A 19146-nucleotide genomic window follows, 5' to 3' on the forward strand; every position below is an offset into this window, starting at 1 on the left:
AAATTGGTAAAATATGACGAAGATCACAGAAATGTCATTCCCCTTGGGAAATAAAAAAAGCTGCCTTCCAAGAAAGCAGCTTTTTATTTTATTTCTAAAGAGTTATTATCCTTGATTTTTGCGGATGATATTCAAAGCTCCACCGGCCTTGAACCACTCAATTTGTTGTGCATTGTACGTATGGTTCGCCAAAATCTCCTCCGATGTACCATCAGCATGATGTAACACAAGTGTCAGTGGTTTACCTGGAGCAAATTCTGTCAAACCGATAATATCAATGGTATCATTCTCCAGAATCTTGTTATAATCGTCTTTGTTCGCAAACGTCAATCCCAACATCCCTTGTTTTTTCAGGTTTGTTTCGTGAATACGGGCAAAAGACTTAACCAAAACAGCACGGACTCCCAAATGACGAGGCTCCATTGCAGCGTGCTCACGGGAAGAACCTTCACCATAATTTTCATCACCGACGACAATTGAGCCAATACCGTGTGCTTTATAATCCCGTTGTGTTGCAGGAACAGGACCATACTCACCTGTCAATTGGTTTTTAACGTTATCCGTTTTCTCATTGAAGAAATTCACTGCACCGATCAACATGTTGTTTGAAATATTATCCAAGTGACCACGGTATTTCAACCAAGGACCAGCCATAGAAATATGGTCAGTAGTACATTTACCTTTCGCTTTAATCAATAATTTCAAACCTTTTAAATCCGTACCTTCCCAAGGAGTAAAGGGCTCCAACAATTGAAGACGGTCTGATGTTGGTGCCACATCAACCACGACGGAACTACCGTCAGCCGCTGGTGCCTGGTACCCTGGATCATCTACCGCAAATCCCTTTGTTGGCAATTCGTCACCCACAGGTGGATCCAGCTTCACTTGCTCACCTTTATTATTGGTTAACGTATCTGTTACAGGATTAAAGCCCAAATTACCAGAAATCGCAATCGCAGCAACCAATTCTGGCGATGCAACAAATGCATATGTATTCGGGTTACCATCAGCACGTTTCGCAAAGTTACGGTTGAATGAATGAACGATTGTATTTTTCTCTTGTTTATCGGCTCCTACACGATCCCACATACCGATACAAGGACCACATGCGTTCGTAAAAATCGTCGCATTGAGGTCTTCAAAAGTTTTCAGCAAACCATCACGATCAGCCGTAAAACGTACTTGTTCTGACCCTGGATTAATCCCAAATTCAGCTTTTGTGATCAATCCTTTATCCACAGCCTGTCTTGCAATAGAGGCCGCACGGGATAAATCTTCATAAGAAGAGTTTGTACACGAGCCGATCAATCCCCACTCCACTTGCAAAGGCCAGCCATTCTTTTCAGCTTCTTCGCGCATGCGTGAAACTGGTGTATACAAATCTGGCGTAAAAGGACCATTTAGAGAAGGTTCCAGCTCAGATAGATTGATTTCTATTAACTGATCGAAATACTGCTCAGGGTTAGCATAAACTTCCGCATCCGCTGTCAGGTGTTCTTTAATCACATTTGCCGCATCCGCCACTTCGGCACGACCGGTAGCACGTAAATAACGTTCCATCGATTCGTCATAACCGAAAGTTGAGGTTGTTGCGCCAATTTCAGCGCCCATGTTACAGATTGTTCCTTTTCCTGTACAAGATAAAGACTCCGCACCTTCGCCAAAATACTCAACGATAGCACCTGTCCCGCCTTTTACAGTCAAGATACCTGCAACTTTCAAGATCACATCTTTTGCTGCAGCCCATCCGCTGAGCTTACCCGTCAATTTTACACCGATCAGCTTAGGAAATTTAAGCTCCCAAGGCAAACCCGCCATGACATCACAAGCATCAGCACCACCCACACCGATCGCAACCATACCTAAACCACCGGCGTTCACCGTATGCGAGTCTGTTCCGATCATCATACCGCCTGGAAAAGCATAGTTTTCCAAAACAACCTGGTGAATAATACCTGCTCCGGGTTTCCAGAAACCGATACCATACTTATTGGACACAGAACTCAAAAAGTTAAATACTTCAGAGCTTTCGTTTTTAGCTCGTGCTAAATCTTTGTCTGCTCCTTCTTTCGCCTGAATCAAGTGATCACAGTGTACAGTAGAAGGAACTGCTACCTTTGGACGCCCAGCTTGCATAAATTGCAATAATGCCATCTGTGCAGTTGCATCCTGCATAGCAACGCGATCTGGAGCAAAGTCGACGTAAGAAACGCCACGTTTGTAATCTTCACTAGCATTGCCTTCCCAAAGGTGGGCATACAAAATTTTCTCAGATAAAGTCAAAGGTTTGTTAACCACTTGACGAGCCGCAGTAATGCGCTCGTCATATTGGCTATAGACCTTTTTAATCATATCTATATCAAAAGCCATATCTCTCTAATTTATGTTGTTTAATTAAGTTACTAAACCCTAATCACTCATTATTTTGTTGGAATAGGCGCAAACTTTGTTAAGTTAATGCCTTCCACAGCAGCTTTATATTCTTCGATATTCGGAATACGGCCCAAGATCGCTGAAAGAACAACAACTGGAGTTGATGCTAATAAAGACTCTCCTTTTTTACCATCTCTGTCTTCAACAACACGTCCTTGGAATAAACGGGTTGAAGTAGCCATTACCGTGTCACCTTTAGCTGCTTTTTCCTGGTTACCCATACAAAGGTTACAACCAGGGCGTTCCAAGTACATAATATTCTCGTATTCAGTACGTGCTGTACTTTTTGGTAAAGCATCACTAAATTCAAATCCAGAGTATTTTTGTAAGAATTCCCAATCGCCTTCCGCTTTCAACTCGTCAATTATATTGTAAGTTGGCGCTGCAACAACCAAAGGAGCTTCAAATGTAACGACACCTTTTTGCTGTTCAATGTTTTTCAACATCTTCGACACGATCTTCAAATCGTCTTTGTGAACCATACAAGAACCGACGAAACCTAAGTCTACCTTTTTGTTTCCACCGTAGTAAGAAAGGTCGCGTATCGTATCGTGTGTATAACGTTTGGAAACGTCCGCATTACTCACATCTGGGTCAGCAATCATCGGTTCTTCGATGATATCCAGATCAATAACAACTTCTGCATAATATTTCGCATTGGTATCTGGAGTTAAAGCAGGCTTAGCACCAGATTTAATTTCCTCAATACGTTTATTCGCCTTGTCAATTAAGCCCTGTAAAACATTGTTTTTGTTTTCCATGCCTTTATCGATCATAATCTGAATACGGTTTTTAGCGATCTCCAATGATTCGATCAACGTATTATCCTGCGAAATACAAATAGAAGCTTTCGCTTTCATTTCTGCAGTCCAGTCAGTAAAAGTAAATGCCTGATCGGCTAAAAGCGTTCCGATATGAACTTCAATAATTCTGCCTTGGAAAACGTTCTCGCCAGCAAATTGCTGCAGCATCTGTGCTTGTGTAGCATGAACCACATCACGGAAATCCATGTGTTCTTTCATACTGCCTTTAAATGTAACTTTTACCGATTCTGGGATTGGCATAGAAGCTTCACCTGTCGCTAAAGCTAGCGCCACCGTACCAGAGTCAGCACCAAAAGCCACACCTTTAGACATACGGGTATGTGAATCACCTCCGATGATGATCGCCCACTCATCAATGGTAATATCATTTAATACCTTATGAATAACGTCTGTCATTGAATGATATACACCTTGAGGGTCACGTGCTGTGATCAATCCAAAGTCATTCATAAATTTCATCAGTTTTGGAATATTCGCTTGTGCTTTTTTATCCCATACCGATGCTGTATGACAACCTGATTGATAAGCGCCATCTACTGTAGGTGAAATTACCGTAGCAGCCATTGCTTCTAACTCCTGCGCAGTCATCAAACCTGTTGTATCTTGCGACCCAACAATATTCACCTTAACACGAACGTCAGAACCAGCATGTAACACCTTACCTGGTGTTACACCAACTGCATTTTTATTGAAGATTTTCTCCACCGCAGTTAGACCTTGACCTTCAATTGTAATTTCTTTTGAAGGAGCAAATACCGCAGGCGCTTGAATACCTAAAGTTTCCGCTGCAAAAGTTTGGATTTTTTTACCAAAGACAATAGCATAAGAACCACCTGCTTTAATAAATTCCATTTTTTGAGGAGTCAAAGCTTTCGATATATCGATTAGCTCCTGCCCACCATTATATAACTTTTTAGTCTTTGTGTTGATCGTTAAAACAGTACCTGTAGCGACAGAATAAGCTTCTTCAAGAATCGGCTCATTTTTCTCATTACGGATTACGTTACCATTTTCATCCACTTTCTTCACCCAGTTTTTAAGATCTATACCGATACCTCCGGTTACATCTACTGTAGTCAAGAAAATTGGTGAGATACCATTCGTACCACCCACAATAGGTGCAATATTGACAAATGGAACATAAGGACTCGCTTGTTTACCTGTCCAAAGTGCTACGTTGTTTACACCTGACATACGAGATGAGCCTACCCCCATTGTACCTTTCTCAGCAATTAACATGACACTTTTACCAGGGTGTTGCGCCTGTAACTCAACGATCTGTTGCTGTGCTTCAGGTGTGATCATACATTTTCCATGTAATTCACGATCTGAACGCGAGTGAGCCTGGTTACCTGGCGACAATAAATCTGTCGAGATATCACCTTCACCAGCGATAAAAGTAATCACCTGAATTTCCTCAGCAACCTCAGGCAGTTTTGTGAAAAACTCTGCTTTTGCGTAGCTTTCTAAAATATCTTTTGCAACCTCATTGCCTTGTTCAAAAGCTTCTTTCAAACGAGCGGTATCCGCGTCATATAAGAAAACTTGTGTTTTAAGAACCTCAGCCGCCTGTTTTGCAATAGCTAGGTCTGTACCCAAAGCCAGGTCCAATAAAACCTTGATTGAAGGACCACCCTTCATATGTGACAACAATTCAAAAGCGAAATCAGGTGTAATTTCAGCAACAACTGATTCACCCAGAACAATTTCCTTCAGGAATTGTGCTTTAACACCCGCTGCAGGCGTAGTACCCGGCAACGTGTTGTAAATAAACAATCTTAAAGATTCAGCTCTATTTTCATTGTTTAAATCTTTAATCTGAGCAATTACTTCACTTAGTAATTCTGCTCCGTCAATAGGCTTAGGATGTAATCCTTGGCCTTCTCGTTCTACAACCTCTTGTACGTAATCGTTGTAAATACTCATAGATATCTATCTTTCTATTTTATGGGCAGCATAGAAACACATTGTCTTTCTAAACCACCATGTCTGTTATATAATTAAGCTAATGCACCATCTATCGGGTCTCCCTGACAAATCACAAATTAGCCCTTCCACTTTATGTTTTGAAGCTGATCTATTTGTCGTAAATCAACTTGCATGACTAATTACAAAAATAGTGAAAATCCAGCTTTAAACGCATGCATTCCATTTATTTAAATCAATTTGGAATTGTTCTAAACAGCACTTATGCAATCCTGCCATCTTTTTTTGAAATCCGCTATGCTGCCTCTATTTCTGTCATAAAAAAAGGTGATTTATATTATTAAATCACCTTTTCGTCTTATATACTTTCTACAGTTATATCAATGTCTTTTAATGCTTTCACAGTTTCTAGCGGATCTGTCGCGTTGAAGACAAATGAACCTGCCACCAGCACATCTGCTCCGGCTTTCAATAACTGTGCTGCATTCGCAGTCGTTACTCCCCCATCGATTTCAATCAACAGACCATCATTCACACCCTGTGCCATGGCTCTTAGTTCCTGCACTTTGGCGTAAGTATTCGGAATAAATTTCTGACCACCGAATCCCGGATTAACAGACATGATACAGACCAAGTCTAAATCCGCCAGAACATCTTTCAAAAGTGCTACTGGCGTATGTGGATTCAAGGCAACACCAGCTTTACAGCCCAATTCCTTAATCGCAGCCAGTGTACGATGCAAATGTGTACAGGCCTCATAATGCACAGTAATAATCTCCGCACCAGAGTCTTTACATACCTGCAGATAACGGTCTGGATCAACAATCATCAAATGTACATCCAAAGGTTTAGTAGCATGTTTTGCAATAGCCTGCATAACTGGGAATCCAAAAGAGATATTGGGAACGAAAACACCGTCCATAATATCAATATGAAACCAATCTGCCTCACTATTGTTTACCATGATAATATCATCGTATAATTTCGCAAAGTCTGCCGCAAGAACGGATGGTGCAATTAGATGTGATTTTGTTGACATGTTGTATTTTTTTTGCAAAGATAACAAGTATTTTCTGTTCATCACAGCATTTACCCGATTTAATACCTACAAACGACAATTGGCAGAAGCTGCAGAAAATAAATTATAACTACATTTGTATATTAACATTATATCAAAAATATAGCTCGCAGTGGGAAGACTAAAAATAAAATACAAAAGAGAATTAAACACAACGGAGAACCTTATCCGAAAAATTGGATTAATACTTATCACCATCATTCTGATCTGTATATTCCTTCCCAAACAGCCTCGTTTTCGCTATGAATTCCAAAAAGGAAAAGTATGGAATCATGAGAATCTGATATCACCCTATAATTTTGCCATCCTAAAAACGCAGGAGGAATTAAATGCGGATAAGAAAAGTATCTTAAACACGATTCAACCGATTTACAATGCCAATACAACAACGAGCAAAGAGCAGATTGATCAATTCAATACCGACCTCGCCGAAAAATGGCAAAGCAGTAAACTGGATACAACACATGAAAATATAGCGGATTATAGAAATGCCGGCAATGCCATCTTAAGCCACCTCTATGGCAAAGGCATCCTGTCGCTGAACAACCGGTTCCAGAACCGCAGCAATGACAAATCACCAGCGTCCAAGCATTACAACTTCACACTCATCCAGGATAAAGTTGCCAGCCAAAAAAACACAGCCGACTGTTACACCATTGAAAGCTCCTATGGTTATATGGATGAGATTATGCCCAAATTGACCAAGATAAAACAAAAGAGCTGGCTGGAGGAAACCTTAAAAAATTACATTACCATTAACTACATCTACAACGATCAGCAAACTGAAGCTTTAGAGCAAAATGCCATTGCAAACATATCGGCTACGCGCGGTGTGGTCCAAAAAGGAGAACTAATCGCCGAAAAAGAGAAAATCATATCCAATGAGACTTACCAGAAACTGGAGTCGCTCCGTAAGGTATATGAAGACGAAGGCAAGATCAGTGGAAATCAAAACTATGTGACTCTGGGGCAATTTCTGATTATCTCGCTTGCCCTTTCTATTTTGATGGTGTTCCTTTTTCTTTTCCGTAAGGACATCTATTTCAACAATAGGTTGCTAGTCATTATCATGATTGTGATCATTGGTATGCTCGCAGTCCTGTCTTGGGCTATCAAAATCAAGATACCCAATCTCTATTACATCCCATTTTGTGCTGTCCCCATTATAATCCGGATTTTATTTGATACACGGGTGGCGCTCAATATCCACCTGTTGATGGTATTGCTAGCAGGTCTCTTTGTACCGAATAGTTTTGAGTTTGTCTTTTTACAATTTATGGCGGGGATAGTTGCGATCTATAGCATTAAAACATTGGTCAAACGGGAACAACTGTTTATTTCCTCGGCCATTATCCTCGGCACCTATTGGATTGCTTACATTGGCTTGGTCGTCACGAGAAACGGATCGATAGACACCATTTACTGGTCTGACCTCCTTCCCTTTTTCGTAAGCGTGATGATTACCCTATTGGCTTATCCGATGATCTATGCATTCGAAAAGTTATTTGGTATTGTATCAGATCTAACGCTCATGGAGCTTACCAATAGTAACTCCAAGTTATTGCGAGAACTTTCTTTTAAAGCGCCGGGAACATTTCAGCACTCCCTACAGGTAGCTAATCTAGCGGAAGCCGCTATCTACAAAATTGGTGGGAATCCACTGTTGGTCCGTGCCGGAGCCCTGTACCACGATATTGGAAAATTGACAAACCCTCAATTTTTCATCGAGAACCAGCGGACAGAAAAAAATCCGCATGACGAGCTTTCTCCGGAACAGAGTGCGCAGATTATTATATCACATGTCATCAAAGGGGTCGATATTGCCAAAAAACATCAGCTGCCAGATGTTATCCTTGATTTCATCCGCACACACCATGGAACGACGCGTGTTGACTATTTTTATAACGTTTTTGTCAAGAACAATCCCGATAAACTGGTTGACGAGTCTTTATTTACCTACCCCGGTCCTATTCCTTTTTCCAAGGAAACAGCGGTGCTCATGATGGCCGACTCGGTTGAGGCAGCGTCCCGTGCACTGAAAGAACCTTCAGAGGAGTCTATCAATAATCTTGTCGACAAAATTATTGAGCACAAATTGATGCGCGGCCAGTTCAACAATAGTAATATTACACTCAAAGATATCACCGAATCTGCGGTTATTTTTAAGGCTATGCTCAAAAGTATCTACCATGTACGGGTAGATTATGATTTGAGCAAAAAAACAATGTAATTTTAATTGTCAAACAACAAATTGAATTTCAAACGCTTATTGCAACGTTACATTTTTTTTGCATTTTTTTTATTATTTAGACTTTGCAGAATCAAATAATTGCCTTATGTTTGCAATGTCAAAACGAGGAAGGGTGCCTGAGTGGCCGAAAGGAACAGTTTGCTAAACTGTCGTACTGGAAACGGTACCGCGGGTTCGAATCCCGCCTCTTCCGCCAAGACAAAAAAGCTTTTTGAGAAATCAGAAAGCTTTTTTTTTGTTCATTGCCTAAGGTAGCACCAAAAACAGCAGGTATGGCTATTTTCCACGCTTTACAATCAGATCGACCAGTATCCAGCATGGCTTTCACGTGCGGTTCATGGGCACATTTTAAGGACCCTGAATATCCCGATTGGTATGGATACCTCAAACGCACAGGTGAGCCCCTCCTTTCTTTAAAAGGTGGAAAATGGAAAGGTTGCTTCCATCTTCCCAGAGGACTATACCAATGCTGGAAAATACTAGAAGAGCTTCAACAACCAGCTATTTAACAGCGGGTACAGTAAATCGTATCGTCACTGCACATGGGATGCATGTGGAAACGGGAAGATTTAATATTGTATAAATTTGTGCTTTTTTACCAATTAAATTATGTGCAACTTCTTTTATTAGCTCAATTTTTTGATTCGCATTTTTCAAATGATCAATACCGGACTCTACTATTTCGCCATTTGTAGAAATTGTAAGATTATAAAACAAATTAATTGTTCCATAGGGATTGTCAAATTGGTAATTTAAATCTCTATGATCAATATTTATATTACAGTCATATTTCCGACCATTTAGATTTTTAGAATCAAAAATCATAATATTTTTTCTAAAGTTAAATATTGTCTTTTCTAAGTAGGAAAGCAAAACCCTTGAAAAAGTTTCATTGGAAATTCGCTCAAGTTTTTGTCCCAATAGCGGATCGTTTACCATTTCATCTATTAAAAAATATCCTTTAATATCATTTTTGGGATTTTCCTTATTTTTTCTAGCAATAGTCCACATTGGATAAGGTTGTCCTCCAATATAACCTATTTTCGAATTATAAGGATATTTCTGATAATCCCTCCAATCCATAAAAATGGAGTCATTACTTTTTTCGCCAAAGAATTTACCTATATAGACACTGTCCCTAAAATCTATCTTATAAAGATGAATTGAATTCATACCCTGAATGACAGCAAATAAAGACGAAGTATCCGAATTTCTAAAATAGGTTCCACTTTCAGGAACCTTTTGTAAGGTTTTAAAAGTTGACGGTTTTTTCCGAACTTCAGAAACACATCCCAAAGTGGTCAAAATAGTCAATACAGATATTACTATAAGTACTTTATTTATATTCAATGATACCATTACTCAAAAATTAAGAGAATGACTGGCCTCGAAATCACGTAGTGGTGATACGATCATTTTTGTTAAAATCCAACTGATCTAAGTCCGTCGTGGATTTAGTATCCTGTTTCGTTATTTTCTATAAACATTGGAAAGTTCTCTAATATATACAATCATTTGACTCGGTTTTATTATTCTGCCAACGGTCGCCAATGATCAATTCTCAGCACTCTTCCCTTTTTCAAGTCAATTATGGAACAAAAGTGTATCAATTTGAACTATACCCGTGATATTAGAATATAGAATACAATTTTAACTACTTTTAACTTAAACGAATCTAAAAACGCTGCATTTGTTGGTTACTTTTATGTACAAAAGATAATCAATGAAAAAATATTTAACTTCCTTATTTTTCTTCCTGTTAATTCTAGGAAAGCTACATGGACAGACAGATTTATCGAAACCTAAAGATGTGCTCACCATTTTAAAACATCCCTTATCGTTTAATGATTTGATTAAGCAATTTAAAGGGAAGGTTATTTATATTGATTTTATGGCTTCGTGGTGCAAACCGTGTATTCAGGAACTGAAAAGTTCTAAAGGACTTGATGAGTTTTTTACGAACGAAGATATAGTCAAACTCTATATTAGTATCGACAATTTTGGAGAGACGGATAAAGCTCTAGAAGTACTAAAAACCGAGAACGCCACAGGATATTTTGTAACATATCAGGCACCGGACGGAAAACCGAATCAATTTGCAACGGATTTAGAAAACCTATTTTTATTCGACAGCAAAAAGCAATTTAGAGGCATACCTATTTATGCAATCGTCGATAAACAAGGAACACTGATCACTAATGATGCAATAAGACCGAGTTCTGGAGAAAAGCTTAAATATCAGCTAAAACAAGTAAATGTGGCTAACAATTAAATTGAATACGATCGTTCAATATAGTCCTAGAACAGAACCAATTTTCGAGATAATAGAAGAAAAAATACTGTCTGAGAAATCAGACAGTATTTTTTTGTTTTCGGAGGAAAGCAGTACCAGACTCCCTACTTCGCATTAATTTGCACTTTTCCTGAAATAAGTCCCTTACTATTTGCTCTAACGACAATTGACCCTTTATTTTCACTTTTGACGATCACCAATGCTTTGCCGTGAAATGCGTGACGCGACGCCGATTGAAAACTGGTCAGATCCGTCGTATTGCCATTGTCTGTCGCCACAATTTTAGCACCATTTCCCTCCACCTCAAATTCGATTCTATCAGCGGCATCCGGGACGATTGTACCAAACTCGTCCACCACAGAAGCATGTACAAAGCAAAGTTCTCTGTTTGCTGTATCGAAAGTGGCATTTTCTGATGACAATTGTATGCGGTGCGCTTTCGATGCCGTATGGATTGTTTTACTCAGCACCTTCTCCGTTCCCTGATACGAAATTGCCTCAATCTTCCCAGGTTCAAATTGCACGCCTCTAAATACAAGGTCGTACCGGTCTGGGTCTTTGGACTGTTCTCCTATTTTTCTACCGTTCAGATAAAGCTCCACCCGGTCAGCTTGATTAAAATAGACCACGACGTCTACCTGGTCACCCTGCTTCCAATTCCAATGAGGCAATACATGCAAGACCGGTTTTTCTGTCCATACACTTTGATACAGATAGTAGACATCCTTCGGAAATCCGGCTAGATCCACAATGCCAAAGTACGAACTTCGCGCCGGCCAAGTGTATGGCGTGGGCTCGCCGAGATAATCAAAACCCGTCCACACATACATACCTGCAATATGGCTGTATTTTTCCATTAACCGCAAGCTCGTCTGATGGTTTGATCCCCAAGGCGTGAATACATTGTCGTAAGCCGATATGCTCCTGTCCTTGTTGCCCCCATCAAAAGGAATATCCCATCTTTCGGGCCACATGCGACTAGAATCATAAGGAACCAAATCATATTTCCCACGGCTTTCCAATGCCGAGGTGCTTTCGGTTACGATAAATTTCTTTCCGGGACGATCCTGTGGGAAGCTTGCCCATTTTTTATGATTGTAGTTATAGCCAACTAAATCCACCGCGTCACTCATCAGTACGGGATTGGCTTTGGAAAGCTCATTATTAGCAATGGTGGTCGGACGTGTGCCATCTAGACTATCGACGATTGCTGCCAGCGCGATCGGAATGGCTGTACCATCAGCTTTGGAATGCCATTGCTCCTGCGCTTCATTACCCAGGCACCAGATAAACAGCGACGGATGATTCCGGTCCCTTTTGACATGGTCAACAAAGTCCCGCTTGTACCATTGATCCCAGTATAAATGATAGTCATAGGGATTTTTATGGCCTTTCCAGACATCGAATGTTTCGCTCATCACGACAAAACCCAGGCTGTCGCAGAGATCCAAAAACGCTGGGGCCGCAGGATTGTGTGATGTCCGTATCCCATTCACCCCCATTGCTTTCATCATGCGGAGCTGACGTAATGCTGCAGACCGATTAAATGCCATGCCTAGTGCGCCGAGATCACTATGTAAACAGACCCCCCGGATTTTAAGCTGTCTTCCATTCAGTATAAAGCCCTGCTGCTGATCGAAGCTAAAATTGCGTAAGCCAAATTTGGTATGCTGTTCATCCAGCACCTGACCATCCACAATGAGCTGCATTTTTGCTGTATATTGATAGGGACTTTCAATATCCCATAAGACGGGATTTTCGATAACGATCTGCTGTGCGATGGGATGTAAACCTGCTTTGACAGCGTTCAAAGTAGTACGTTTGCTTGCGACAACAGCACCTTGAGCGGAAAGGACCTCTGTCAGCAGCGTCATCTTTTTTGACTCTTTACGGCTCTGCTCAATTGCCAGCGACAGGTCTACTGCTGCACGTTTGTCGGTGAGCTGCCTAGTTTTAATGAAGATACTGCTGGTGCCTATGCTGATTGGATTTCGGCTGATTAATTTAACATCCCGATAGATCCCCGAACCGGAATAGAAACGCGAGTTGGGTTGATTCTTGTTATTTACTTTGACGGACAGCAGATTGTCCCTACCATCCCAGTATAGATCATGTGACAGCTCATATTCGAATCCGATATAACCATTGGGTCTTTTCCCTAAGAAATGCCCATTGATCCAGACTTCGCTGTTTTCGTATACACCTTCAAATGCGACAAATATCCGCTGCCCCCGCTCGGCCTTCGCCAGCTTAAACGTTTTTTGATACCAGCCTACGCCACCATCGAGGTAAGCAGCCCCACTCCCTGCGGGGCTGTTTTCTCTAAATGGCATTTCGATGCTCCAGTCATGCGGCAGATCGAGCTGTCGCCAGCCTTCTCCTTTTCGCCCATCGCTGTATTGCTGGTTTCTGTCCAGTTTAAACCACCAGCCTCCATTAAAATCAATAACCTTCCTGGATTGCCCACTTAAGGAGCTCGCGGTCACCAATAGCAAGAACAGTATACCTATTATTCGGCTATACCCTGTATCAAATAGTTGCTTCGGCATACATTTATGGGGTCTTTTTGGCAGCCGGTGAATCTTCAGTCAAACTCTCCTTGTAGGCCTTGCTGATAAAATTAAAGGTCAGCATGGCCGCTCCATCGTTCGAAAGCACGGGATCTCGCAATACTGCTAATTGCATGGTATTCTCGGTCAACGACATAATACGGACGTCGCCCCAGTCAACGACGATCCCATCTTGTGGTTTTCCATGTAAAGGCGAAGCCCCCGTCATGCGAATGGTTTTCTTTTCGGTATCGATATTAAAAGTCCCTTTCTGGACTTTGCCCAACATGGCGTGATTCACGTTAATGTTTGCACCACCTTTCAGGTCAAAGGTCATACTCCCATAATCGCCTGCAGGCATAAGCCAGCTATTGTCTTTCCAATCGGGTTCCCAGCTCCAGCTATCGCTGTTTAAAGGCGCAGCGGTTTTGTTGATGCTTCCCCACCAGTCACCGGTGCCGTAAAAATAAAGCGGACCTTTAAAGTAACGGGAGGTACCGTCAGCGTCTAGATCGAGGTACCAGGTTTTCTCTTCCCCTGCTCCGCCTGACAATAAGGTCCAGGTTTCGTCGCTAATAAAATCAGCATACATCTGATCGATTTTAAATGTCACAGGCTCACCATAGACAATTCCACCACGGGTCTCGACACCAAATTTGACCGTGTACTCACCAGGGAAAGGCATTTTCAAGGTCACCTTTTTTTCCTGGCTCCGTCCCTGCGGATGCTCCCATAATGCGGTGTATTTGGCATCCATCAAGCTGGTCAAATACACTATATTGGGATTATTGGCGTCATGTTCAATGGTAAAAGCTTTTCCCTTCTCCAACTGTGCCGATGTAACATCGATGTCCCCCAGTGTATAATTCTCTGGAGAACAGGCTCCAAAGAGTACCATCGCTACAAAGAAGCAGATGGCATATGTGAATATCTTTTTCATTTTTGTCTAGTTATAATTCAATGGATAGCAAGTGCTGCTGCTCTTGTGTCTAATTCCAGCCGGCATTTTGTTTCAGTACGCCATTGGATAGAGTAATCTGCTTGTTTGGAATCTGCATAAATCCTTTCGTTGTCAGAAAACGCTCTTTAGTCACAGTAACCTTCTCCGGTACCGAACCGCTAAGCACATCTTCCGTTGTTTCCAGTGTAGCGGCCGCATTATTTAGCCCCTGCCGCAATACATCCCAATAGCGAATACCTTCAAACGCAAATTCAAATTTTCTTTCCTTCAGAATATTGTTTTTTGAGGCTGCTAACGACACAAAATTGGTCTTATACGCTCTTTTCCGTACCTCGTCAAAGTATTTCTGTGCATTTGCCGAACCGAGTTCTGCCGCCATCAGCAAGACATCAGCGTAGCGGATGACAAAGTAATCCTGATCTTGGGACAGTTGCATATCCTTATCTCCGCCTGTATTAGTGGTACCATCCGGCAATGCCGTGGGGGCGTATTTTTTTATGGTATAACCTGTATACTCGCGCTGATCTTTCAGATCAAATCCCGTGATCTTCTCGCCATCGATATCAATAATTGAAGCAGTCTTACGCGTATCCGTATTGTCAAACTCATTGAAGAATTTTTTGCTTACTGTACACGCCCCCCATCCCTGGCCATAAGGCGACCAATTTTTACCACGTAAGCCAAGAAAGACTACCCAACGGTTGCCATCAACATAACCGTTGTAATTCGATGTATTGTTGAATTTCTGTGCAAACACCACTTCAGCATTTCCCTTACCAGCATATTTGGAGATATCTAGTGTATTGTTGCTTACATTCGGGATATAACTCGCAGCCGGCCACAGATTCTTGAAATCAGCCACCAGCGCAAACTGGCCACTGCTAATGACCTCCTCCAGTCCAGCCAGCGCTTCGGCTTTGGAGACGCCGATATCTTCGCTTCCATAATAGCCAGAATAAAATAGATAAACACGGGCTAATAGCGCTTTAGCTGCAAATGGAGTTGCCCGACCATCATTGGTTGCCGCAGCTGACTTGGGGTAAGCTGTGGCTGGGATATTGGAAGCCGCAAATTTAAGATCCGAAACAATCAGCTGATAAATCGCTTTGGGATCCGACTGCGGGGTATTCTCATTGGTCGGGCTCGTTAGCAAAGGTATGTTTTCAAATAGACGGACAAGATCAAAGTACATGGTGGCCCGTAGGAATTTCGTTTCCCCTTCAATACGTGCCCGCGCCGTTGTATTGCCCGAAAAATCAGTACCGTCTAATTTTCCCAATAGCGTATTACAGCGAAAAATTCCTGCATAGTAATCTGACCAGGTACCATCAAAAATATTATTGTCCGATTGCGATTGCGCAATATCAAAGCGGTCTATTGCCTGAAATGAGCGACCGTCTGTTGTACCTGTTCCACCAAAACAATTGTCGGCGGCCACCTCAGCTGTTAGATAGAATGACTGGCTCCCATTGGAGGTTGTCCGTTGATAACCATCATAACAACCGACCAAAGCCATGTCAGCATCGGCTACCGTTTTATAAAAATTGCTTTCCAAAACGCTTGTCATCGGTTCGACATCCAAAAAACTAGATGAACATGATCCTAAGATTAAGGACCCAAATAACATGGAATGATAGATATAGCTCGTTTTTTTCATGATTTCTTGTGTTTAGAATTTAACATTTAGGCCAAATAATACAGTCCTTGGTCTCGGATAGTAGCCAAGGTCGATACCCGATACCCAACCATCGGTTCCATAACCTATCTCAGGATCCATCCCATCATATTTGGTGAACGTGAACAGATTTTGCCCTTGTACGTAGAAGCGGATCTGATTGGCGTACTTCCATTTGATTAGCTTCGATAGATCATAACCTAAGGTCACATTGCTGATTCGAAGAAAGTCTCCATCCTGAATGTAAAGGTCTGAAAACTGCCAATTTACATTGGTTTCCGTCACACGAGGGATCGTACTGGAAGTCCCTTCTCCGGTCCATCGATCCAATATTCGTGTGGTATAGTTTGCTTGTTTATTCGCATGATTGCGGTAAGACTGCACAATTTTGTTTCCGAGGGAACCGTAAGCATTCACCGAGAAATCAAATCCTTTATAATCCAGTCCAATATTAAATCCATAGGTGAAATTAGGCATCCCCACACCCAGATTTGTTTTATCCGAGGCATTGATAATGCCATCGCTATTCTGGTCTACATATTTCACATCGCCCGGTTTTACATCGGCCTGAAGGATACCCTTCCCAGCTGTTTTCCAGGCATCGATCTCGGCTTGGTTTTGAAATAGACCATCCGTCTTATACCCCCAGAAGTAGCCAATGGGTAGACCGTTTGCGGCGCGATAAAATTCTTCCGAGTTATCGTACAACATGGCTGTCTGTCCGTGGATAATACCATCTTCAGTTGGTATCTGTCCCACCTTATTTTTGTTATAGGCACCATTTACCCCAACACGATATTTCACTTCATTAATCTTATCAGCCCAGTTTAGCCCCAGCTCCACACCTGTATTCTTTACGTCACCGCCATTGATAAAAGGAGGCAACGTTCCGGTTGTCGCCAAAACAGGCGCAGTAACCAGCCAGTTCTTCGTCTTTTTGACATAAAAATCAGCAACGACATCCAAACGGCTGTTTGCAAATTTGGCATCAAATCCAATATTGGTCTGTTCAGAAGTTTCCCAGGTCAGATTCGGATTGGACAGGCGGCTCGGATAAGCCCCAGCGATATTATTGTTGCTCGTTCCAAAGACATAATGTGCTCCGGGATTGGACGATGTAATTCCTGTTGAGGTACTAATGGGTGCCGCATATTGAAAATCAGCGATATCCTGGTTACCCACTTGCCCCCATGAAGCACGGAGTTTAAAGAAGTTTACAGCCGCTAAATGCTCTTTAAAAAACTCTTCCGATGAAATTACCCAGCCTGCCGATACCGAAGGGAAATATCCCCAGCGGTTGCTGCGTGAAAATTTGGAAGATCCATCTGCACGCAATGTAGCATTCAACAGGTACTTTTCCTTGTAGTTGTAGCCTAGCCTACCAAAATACGAGACCCTGCGGGTGATGTTCTCTGGTTTTCCCGACACCGTACGCGTTTCGACTACATTACCTTTTTCATCCAGGTGTGCCTGGCCTGTGGTATTGTCCAGATAGGCATGAGCAAAATCGTTGAACTGCGAAAGCAGATTCCAGTTGGACCCCGAAAGGTAAGTTCCCTGATAACGCAGCGATTCCATACCGATCATGGCCGAAAAACGATGATCCGTATGGATATCAAAGTCATAGGAAGCTGTATTTGTCCAGGTCAGAGTATGCCCCTTACTCATGTTCTGTGAGGTCGTTGTATGATCTTGGTTGTAGGTATAGATAGAGAACCGGTATAAGGGTGTATAACTTCTGTATTCCGAAGCATAATAGTTGAACCCCAGCAATGACCGGACCTTCAAGCCTTTGATCGGTTCGATTTCCGCAAATACATCCGCCAGTAATTTTTGACCATCATTGGCGTTGTTCGAATTGGTCATCATCACCCCATATGGATTGCTGTCCCCATTGTACCAAGGTGAATTGGAGGTATCATTGAAAGGACTTCCGTACAAGCCATTGTCCGAATACACCGGTGACAAGGGCGACGTGGCAAAAGCACCACGCAGCGTATTGCTGTACTGATTGCCAACACTGATGCCTCGATTTTTAATGTAGTTAAAGTTGAGGTGCTGCCCTATTTTCACAAAGTTATCAAAGAGTTTATGTTCCGAGTTGGTTCGGAAACCATAACGCTCGTAGTTAGAAACGTCTTTACCACCCACAATTCCTTCCTGACCAATGTAGTTCATCGATAAAGCGTAGGTGGATTTTTCATTGCCACCGGTCAGGCCAACATTGTAATTGTCTGTTTTTGCATTATCCTTGAACATGTAATCCATCCAATTGGTATTGGCCAAACCGTCCATGCTGTTAAAATCAATCACCGCGGCTCCCGAATTCAGTGATTGCTCATTCATGATCAGCTTGTACTGATCTGCATTCAGCAATTTCGCTTTACGCGAAACGTTCTGAATACCCGTATAGCCATCAAACGACAGCACATTTTTACCCGCTGCGCCCATTTTGGTGGTAACCAAGATAACCCCATTTGCAGCCTGCGAACCATAAATGGCAGCCGAAGCAGCGTCTTTAAGTACGTCGATAGATTGAATATCGGCCGCATTCAAGACCGAAATATCCCCTCCCGGAACGCCATCAATAACGTATAGCGGACCCGAATTGCCGATTGTCCCCAATCCGCGGACGACAACTTTCATGTCTGCTCCCGGTTGACCCGAAGTTGATGTAATGGATACTCCGGGTGCTTGCCCCTGAAGCGACTGCAGCGGGTTCAACTGGTTGCGTTTCTGCAGTTCTTCACCCTCCACCTTCAAATTGGCTCCTGTATTCAATTTTTTCTTTTGTACACCGTAGCCAATGACCACCACTTCTTCGAGATCGGAAGCTTGTGGTTGCAGGCGGATTACCATATTAGGACCGGTAATTTTAACTTCCTCCGTTTTGTAGCCCACGTAAGTAATGGTCAATACAGTTCCCGCGCTCGCCGTCAGTGAAAACTTGCCCGATTCATCACTACTTGCTGAAATCTTCTGATTCTTTACTTTGATAGTCGCTCCCCCGATTGGCAAGCCCGAATCAGCCGAAACAACCGATCCTGTGAAGGATTGTGCCCAGACCAAAGAGGTCACGCTGGTCATGACCACGACGGCCACGCCCCTGCTCAACAATTGTTTGCTTATCATATGTCTTGATTTATAAATTGGTTT

At 42.2% G+C, this 19146-nt stretch carries 11 protein-coding genes and 1 tRNA gene; 4 read left to right on the plus strand and 8 right to left on the minus strand.

Features of this window, described 5'->3' with window-relative positions; all coding sequences use genetic code 11:
- Nucleotides 1–105: 105 nt before the first annotated feature.
- The 3 genes from AB1Z56_RS08350 to rpe all read right to left on the minus strand — a co-directional run bounded on the left by AB1Z56_RS08350 (nucleotide 106) and on the right by rpe (nucleotide 6222).
- Nucleotides 106–2370, minus strand: a complete 2265-nt coding sequence (locus tag AB1Z56_RS08350; protein WP_426791681.1) for an aconitate hydratase — start codon at nucleotides 2368–2370, stop codon at nucleotides 106–108.
- A 50-nt stretch (nucleotides 2371–2420) separates the two neighbouring features.
- The gene (locus AB1Z56_RS08355; protein ID WP_426791682.1) at nucleotides 2421–5183 is read right to left on the minus strand and encodes a bifunctional aconitate hydratase 2/2-methylisocitrate dehydratase; all 2763 of its coding nucleotides are present in this window, start codon (nucleotides 5181–5183) and stop codon (nucleotides 2421–2423) included.
- A 358-nt stretch (nucleotides 5184–5541) separates the two neighbouring features.
- Nucleotides 5542–6222 (minus strand): ribulose-phosphate 3-epimerase, encoded by a 681-nt coding sequence (rpe, locus tag AB1Z56_RS08360; protein WP_293908132.1) that lies wholly within the window; start codon nucleotides 6220–6222, stop codon nucleotides 5542–5544.
- 151 nt (nucleotides 6223–6373) lie between these two features.
- On the opposite strand from rpe, the gene AB1Z56_RS08365 reads away from it, so the two are divergent.
- From AB1Z56_RS08365 to AB1Z56_RS08375, 3 genes are all read left to right on the plus strand, one after another.
- A complete protein-coding gene (locus AB1Z56_RS08365; protein WP_426791683.1) occupies nucleotides 6374–8491 on the plus strand; it encodes an HD family phosphohydrolase in 2118 nt (705 codons plus the stop codon).
- Between the two features lie 127 nt (nucleotides 8492–8618).
- Nucleotides 8619–8708, plus strand: a tRNA-Ser gene (locus AB1Z56_RS08370).
- A 76-nt stretch (nucleotides 8709–8784) separates the two neighbouring features.
- Nucleotides 8785–9021 carry an AGE family epimerase/isomerase gene (locus tag AB1Z56_RS08375; protein WP_426791684.1) on the plus strand — a complete coding sequence of 79 codons (237 nt, stop codon included), beginning with the start codon at nucleotides 8785–8787 and terminating at the stop codon, nucleotides 9019–9021.
- Here the strand turns inward: AB1Z56_RS08375 and AB1Z56_RS08380 are convergent.
- The gene (locus tag AB1Z56_RS08380) at nucleotides 9014–9871 is read right to left on the minus strand and encodes a hypothetical protein (protein WP_426791685.1); all 858 of its coding nucleotides are present in this window, start codon (nucleotides 9869–9871) and stop codon (nucleotides 9014–9016) included. The genes AB1Z56_RS08375 and AB1Z56_RS08380 overlap by 8 nt on opposite strands.
- Before the next feature lie 364 nt (nucleotides 9872–10235).
- Between AB1Z56_RS08380 and AB1Z56_RS08385 the strand changes: the two genes are divergently transcribed.
- Nucleotides 10236–10784 (plus strand): TlpA family protein disulfide reductase, encoded by a 549-nt coding sequence (locus tag AB1Z56_RS08385; protein WP_426791686.1) that lies wholly within the window; start codon nucleotides 10236–10238, stop codon nucleotides 10782–10784.
- Between the two features lie 125 nt (nucleotides 10785–10909).
- Here AB1Z56_RS08385 and AB1Z56_RS08390 read toward each other — a convergent pair whose 3' ends face one another.
- Genes AB1Z56_RS08390 through AB1Z56_RS08405 form a run of 4 tightly spaced genes read right to left on the minus strand, consistent with a single transcriptional unit; the run spans nucleotide 10910 to nucleotide 19122 of the window.
- On the minus strand, nucleotides 10910–13354 hold the full coding sequence (locus tag AB1Z56_RS08390) for a glycoside hydrolase family 2 TIM barrel-domain containing protein (protein ID WP_426791687.1): 2445 nt from the start codon (nucleotides 13352–13354) through the stop codon (nucleotides 10910–10912).
- Between the two features lie 4 nt (nucleotides 13355–13358).
- On the minus strand, nucleotides 13359–14294 hold the full coding sequence (locus AB1Z56_RS08395; protein ID WP_313265514.1) for a hypothetical protein: 936 nt from the start codon (nucleotides 14292–14294) through the stop codon (nucleotides 13359–13361).
- Nucleotides 14295–14343: 49 nt separating this feature from the next.
- Nucleotides 14344–15972: a RagB/SusD family nutrient uptake outer membrane protein gene (locus tag AB1Z56_RS08400; protein ID WP_309360344.1), complete on the minus strand. Its 1629-nt coding sequence runs from the start codon at nucleotides 15970–15972 to the stop codon at nucleotides 14344–14346.
- A gap of 12 nt (nucleotides 15973–15984) precedes the next feature.
- Nucleotides 15985–19122, minus strand: a complete 3138-nt coding sequence (locus AB1Z56_RS08405) for a SusC/RagA family TonB-linked outer membrane protein (RefSeq protein ID WP_426791688.1) — start codon at nucleotides 19120–19122, stop codon at nucleotides 15985–15987.
- Between the last annotated feature and the right edge of the window lie 24 nt (nucleotides 19123–19146).

This window comes from Sphingobacterium sp. WOUb80, from assembly GCF_050058145.1.
Lineage (GTDB): Bacteria > Bacteroidota > Bacteroidia > Sphingobacteriales > Sphingobacteriaceae > Sphingobacterium.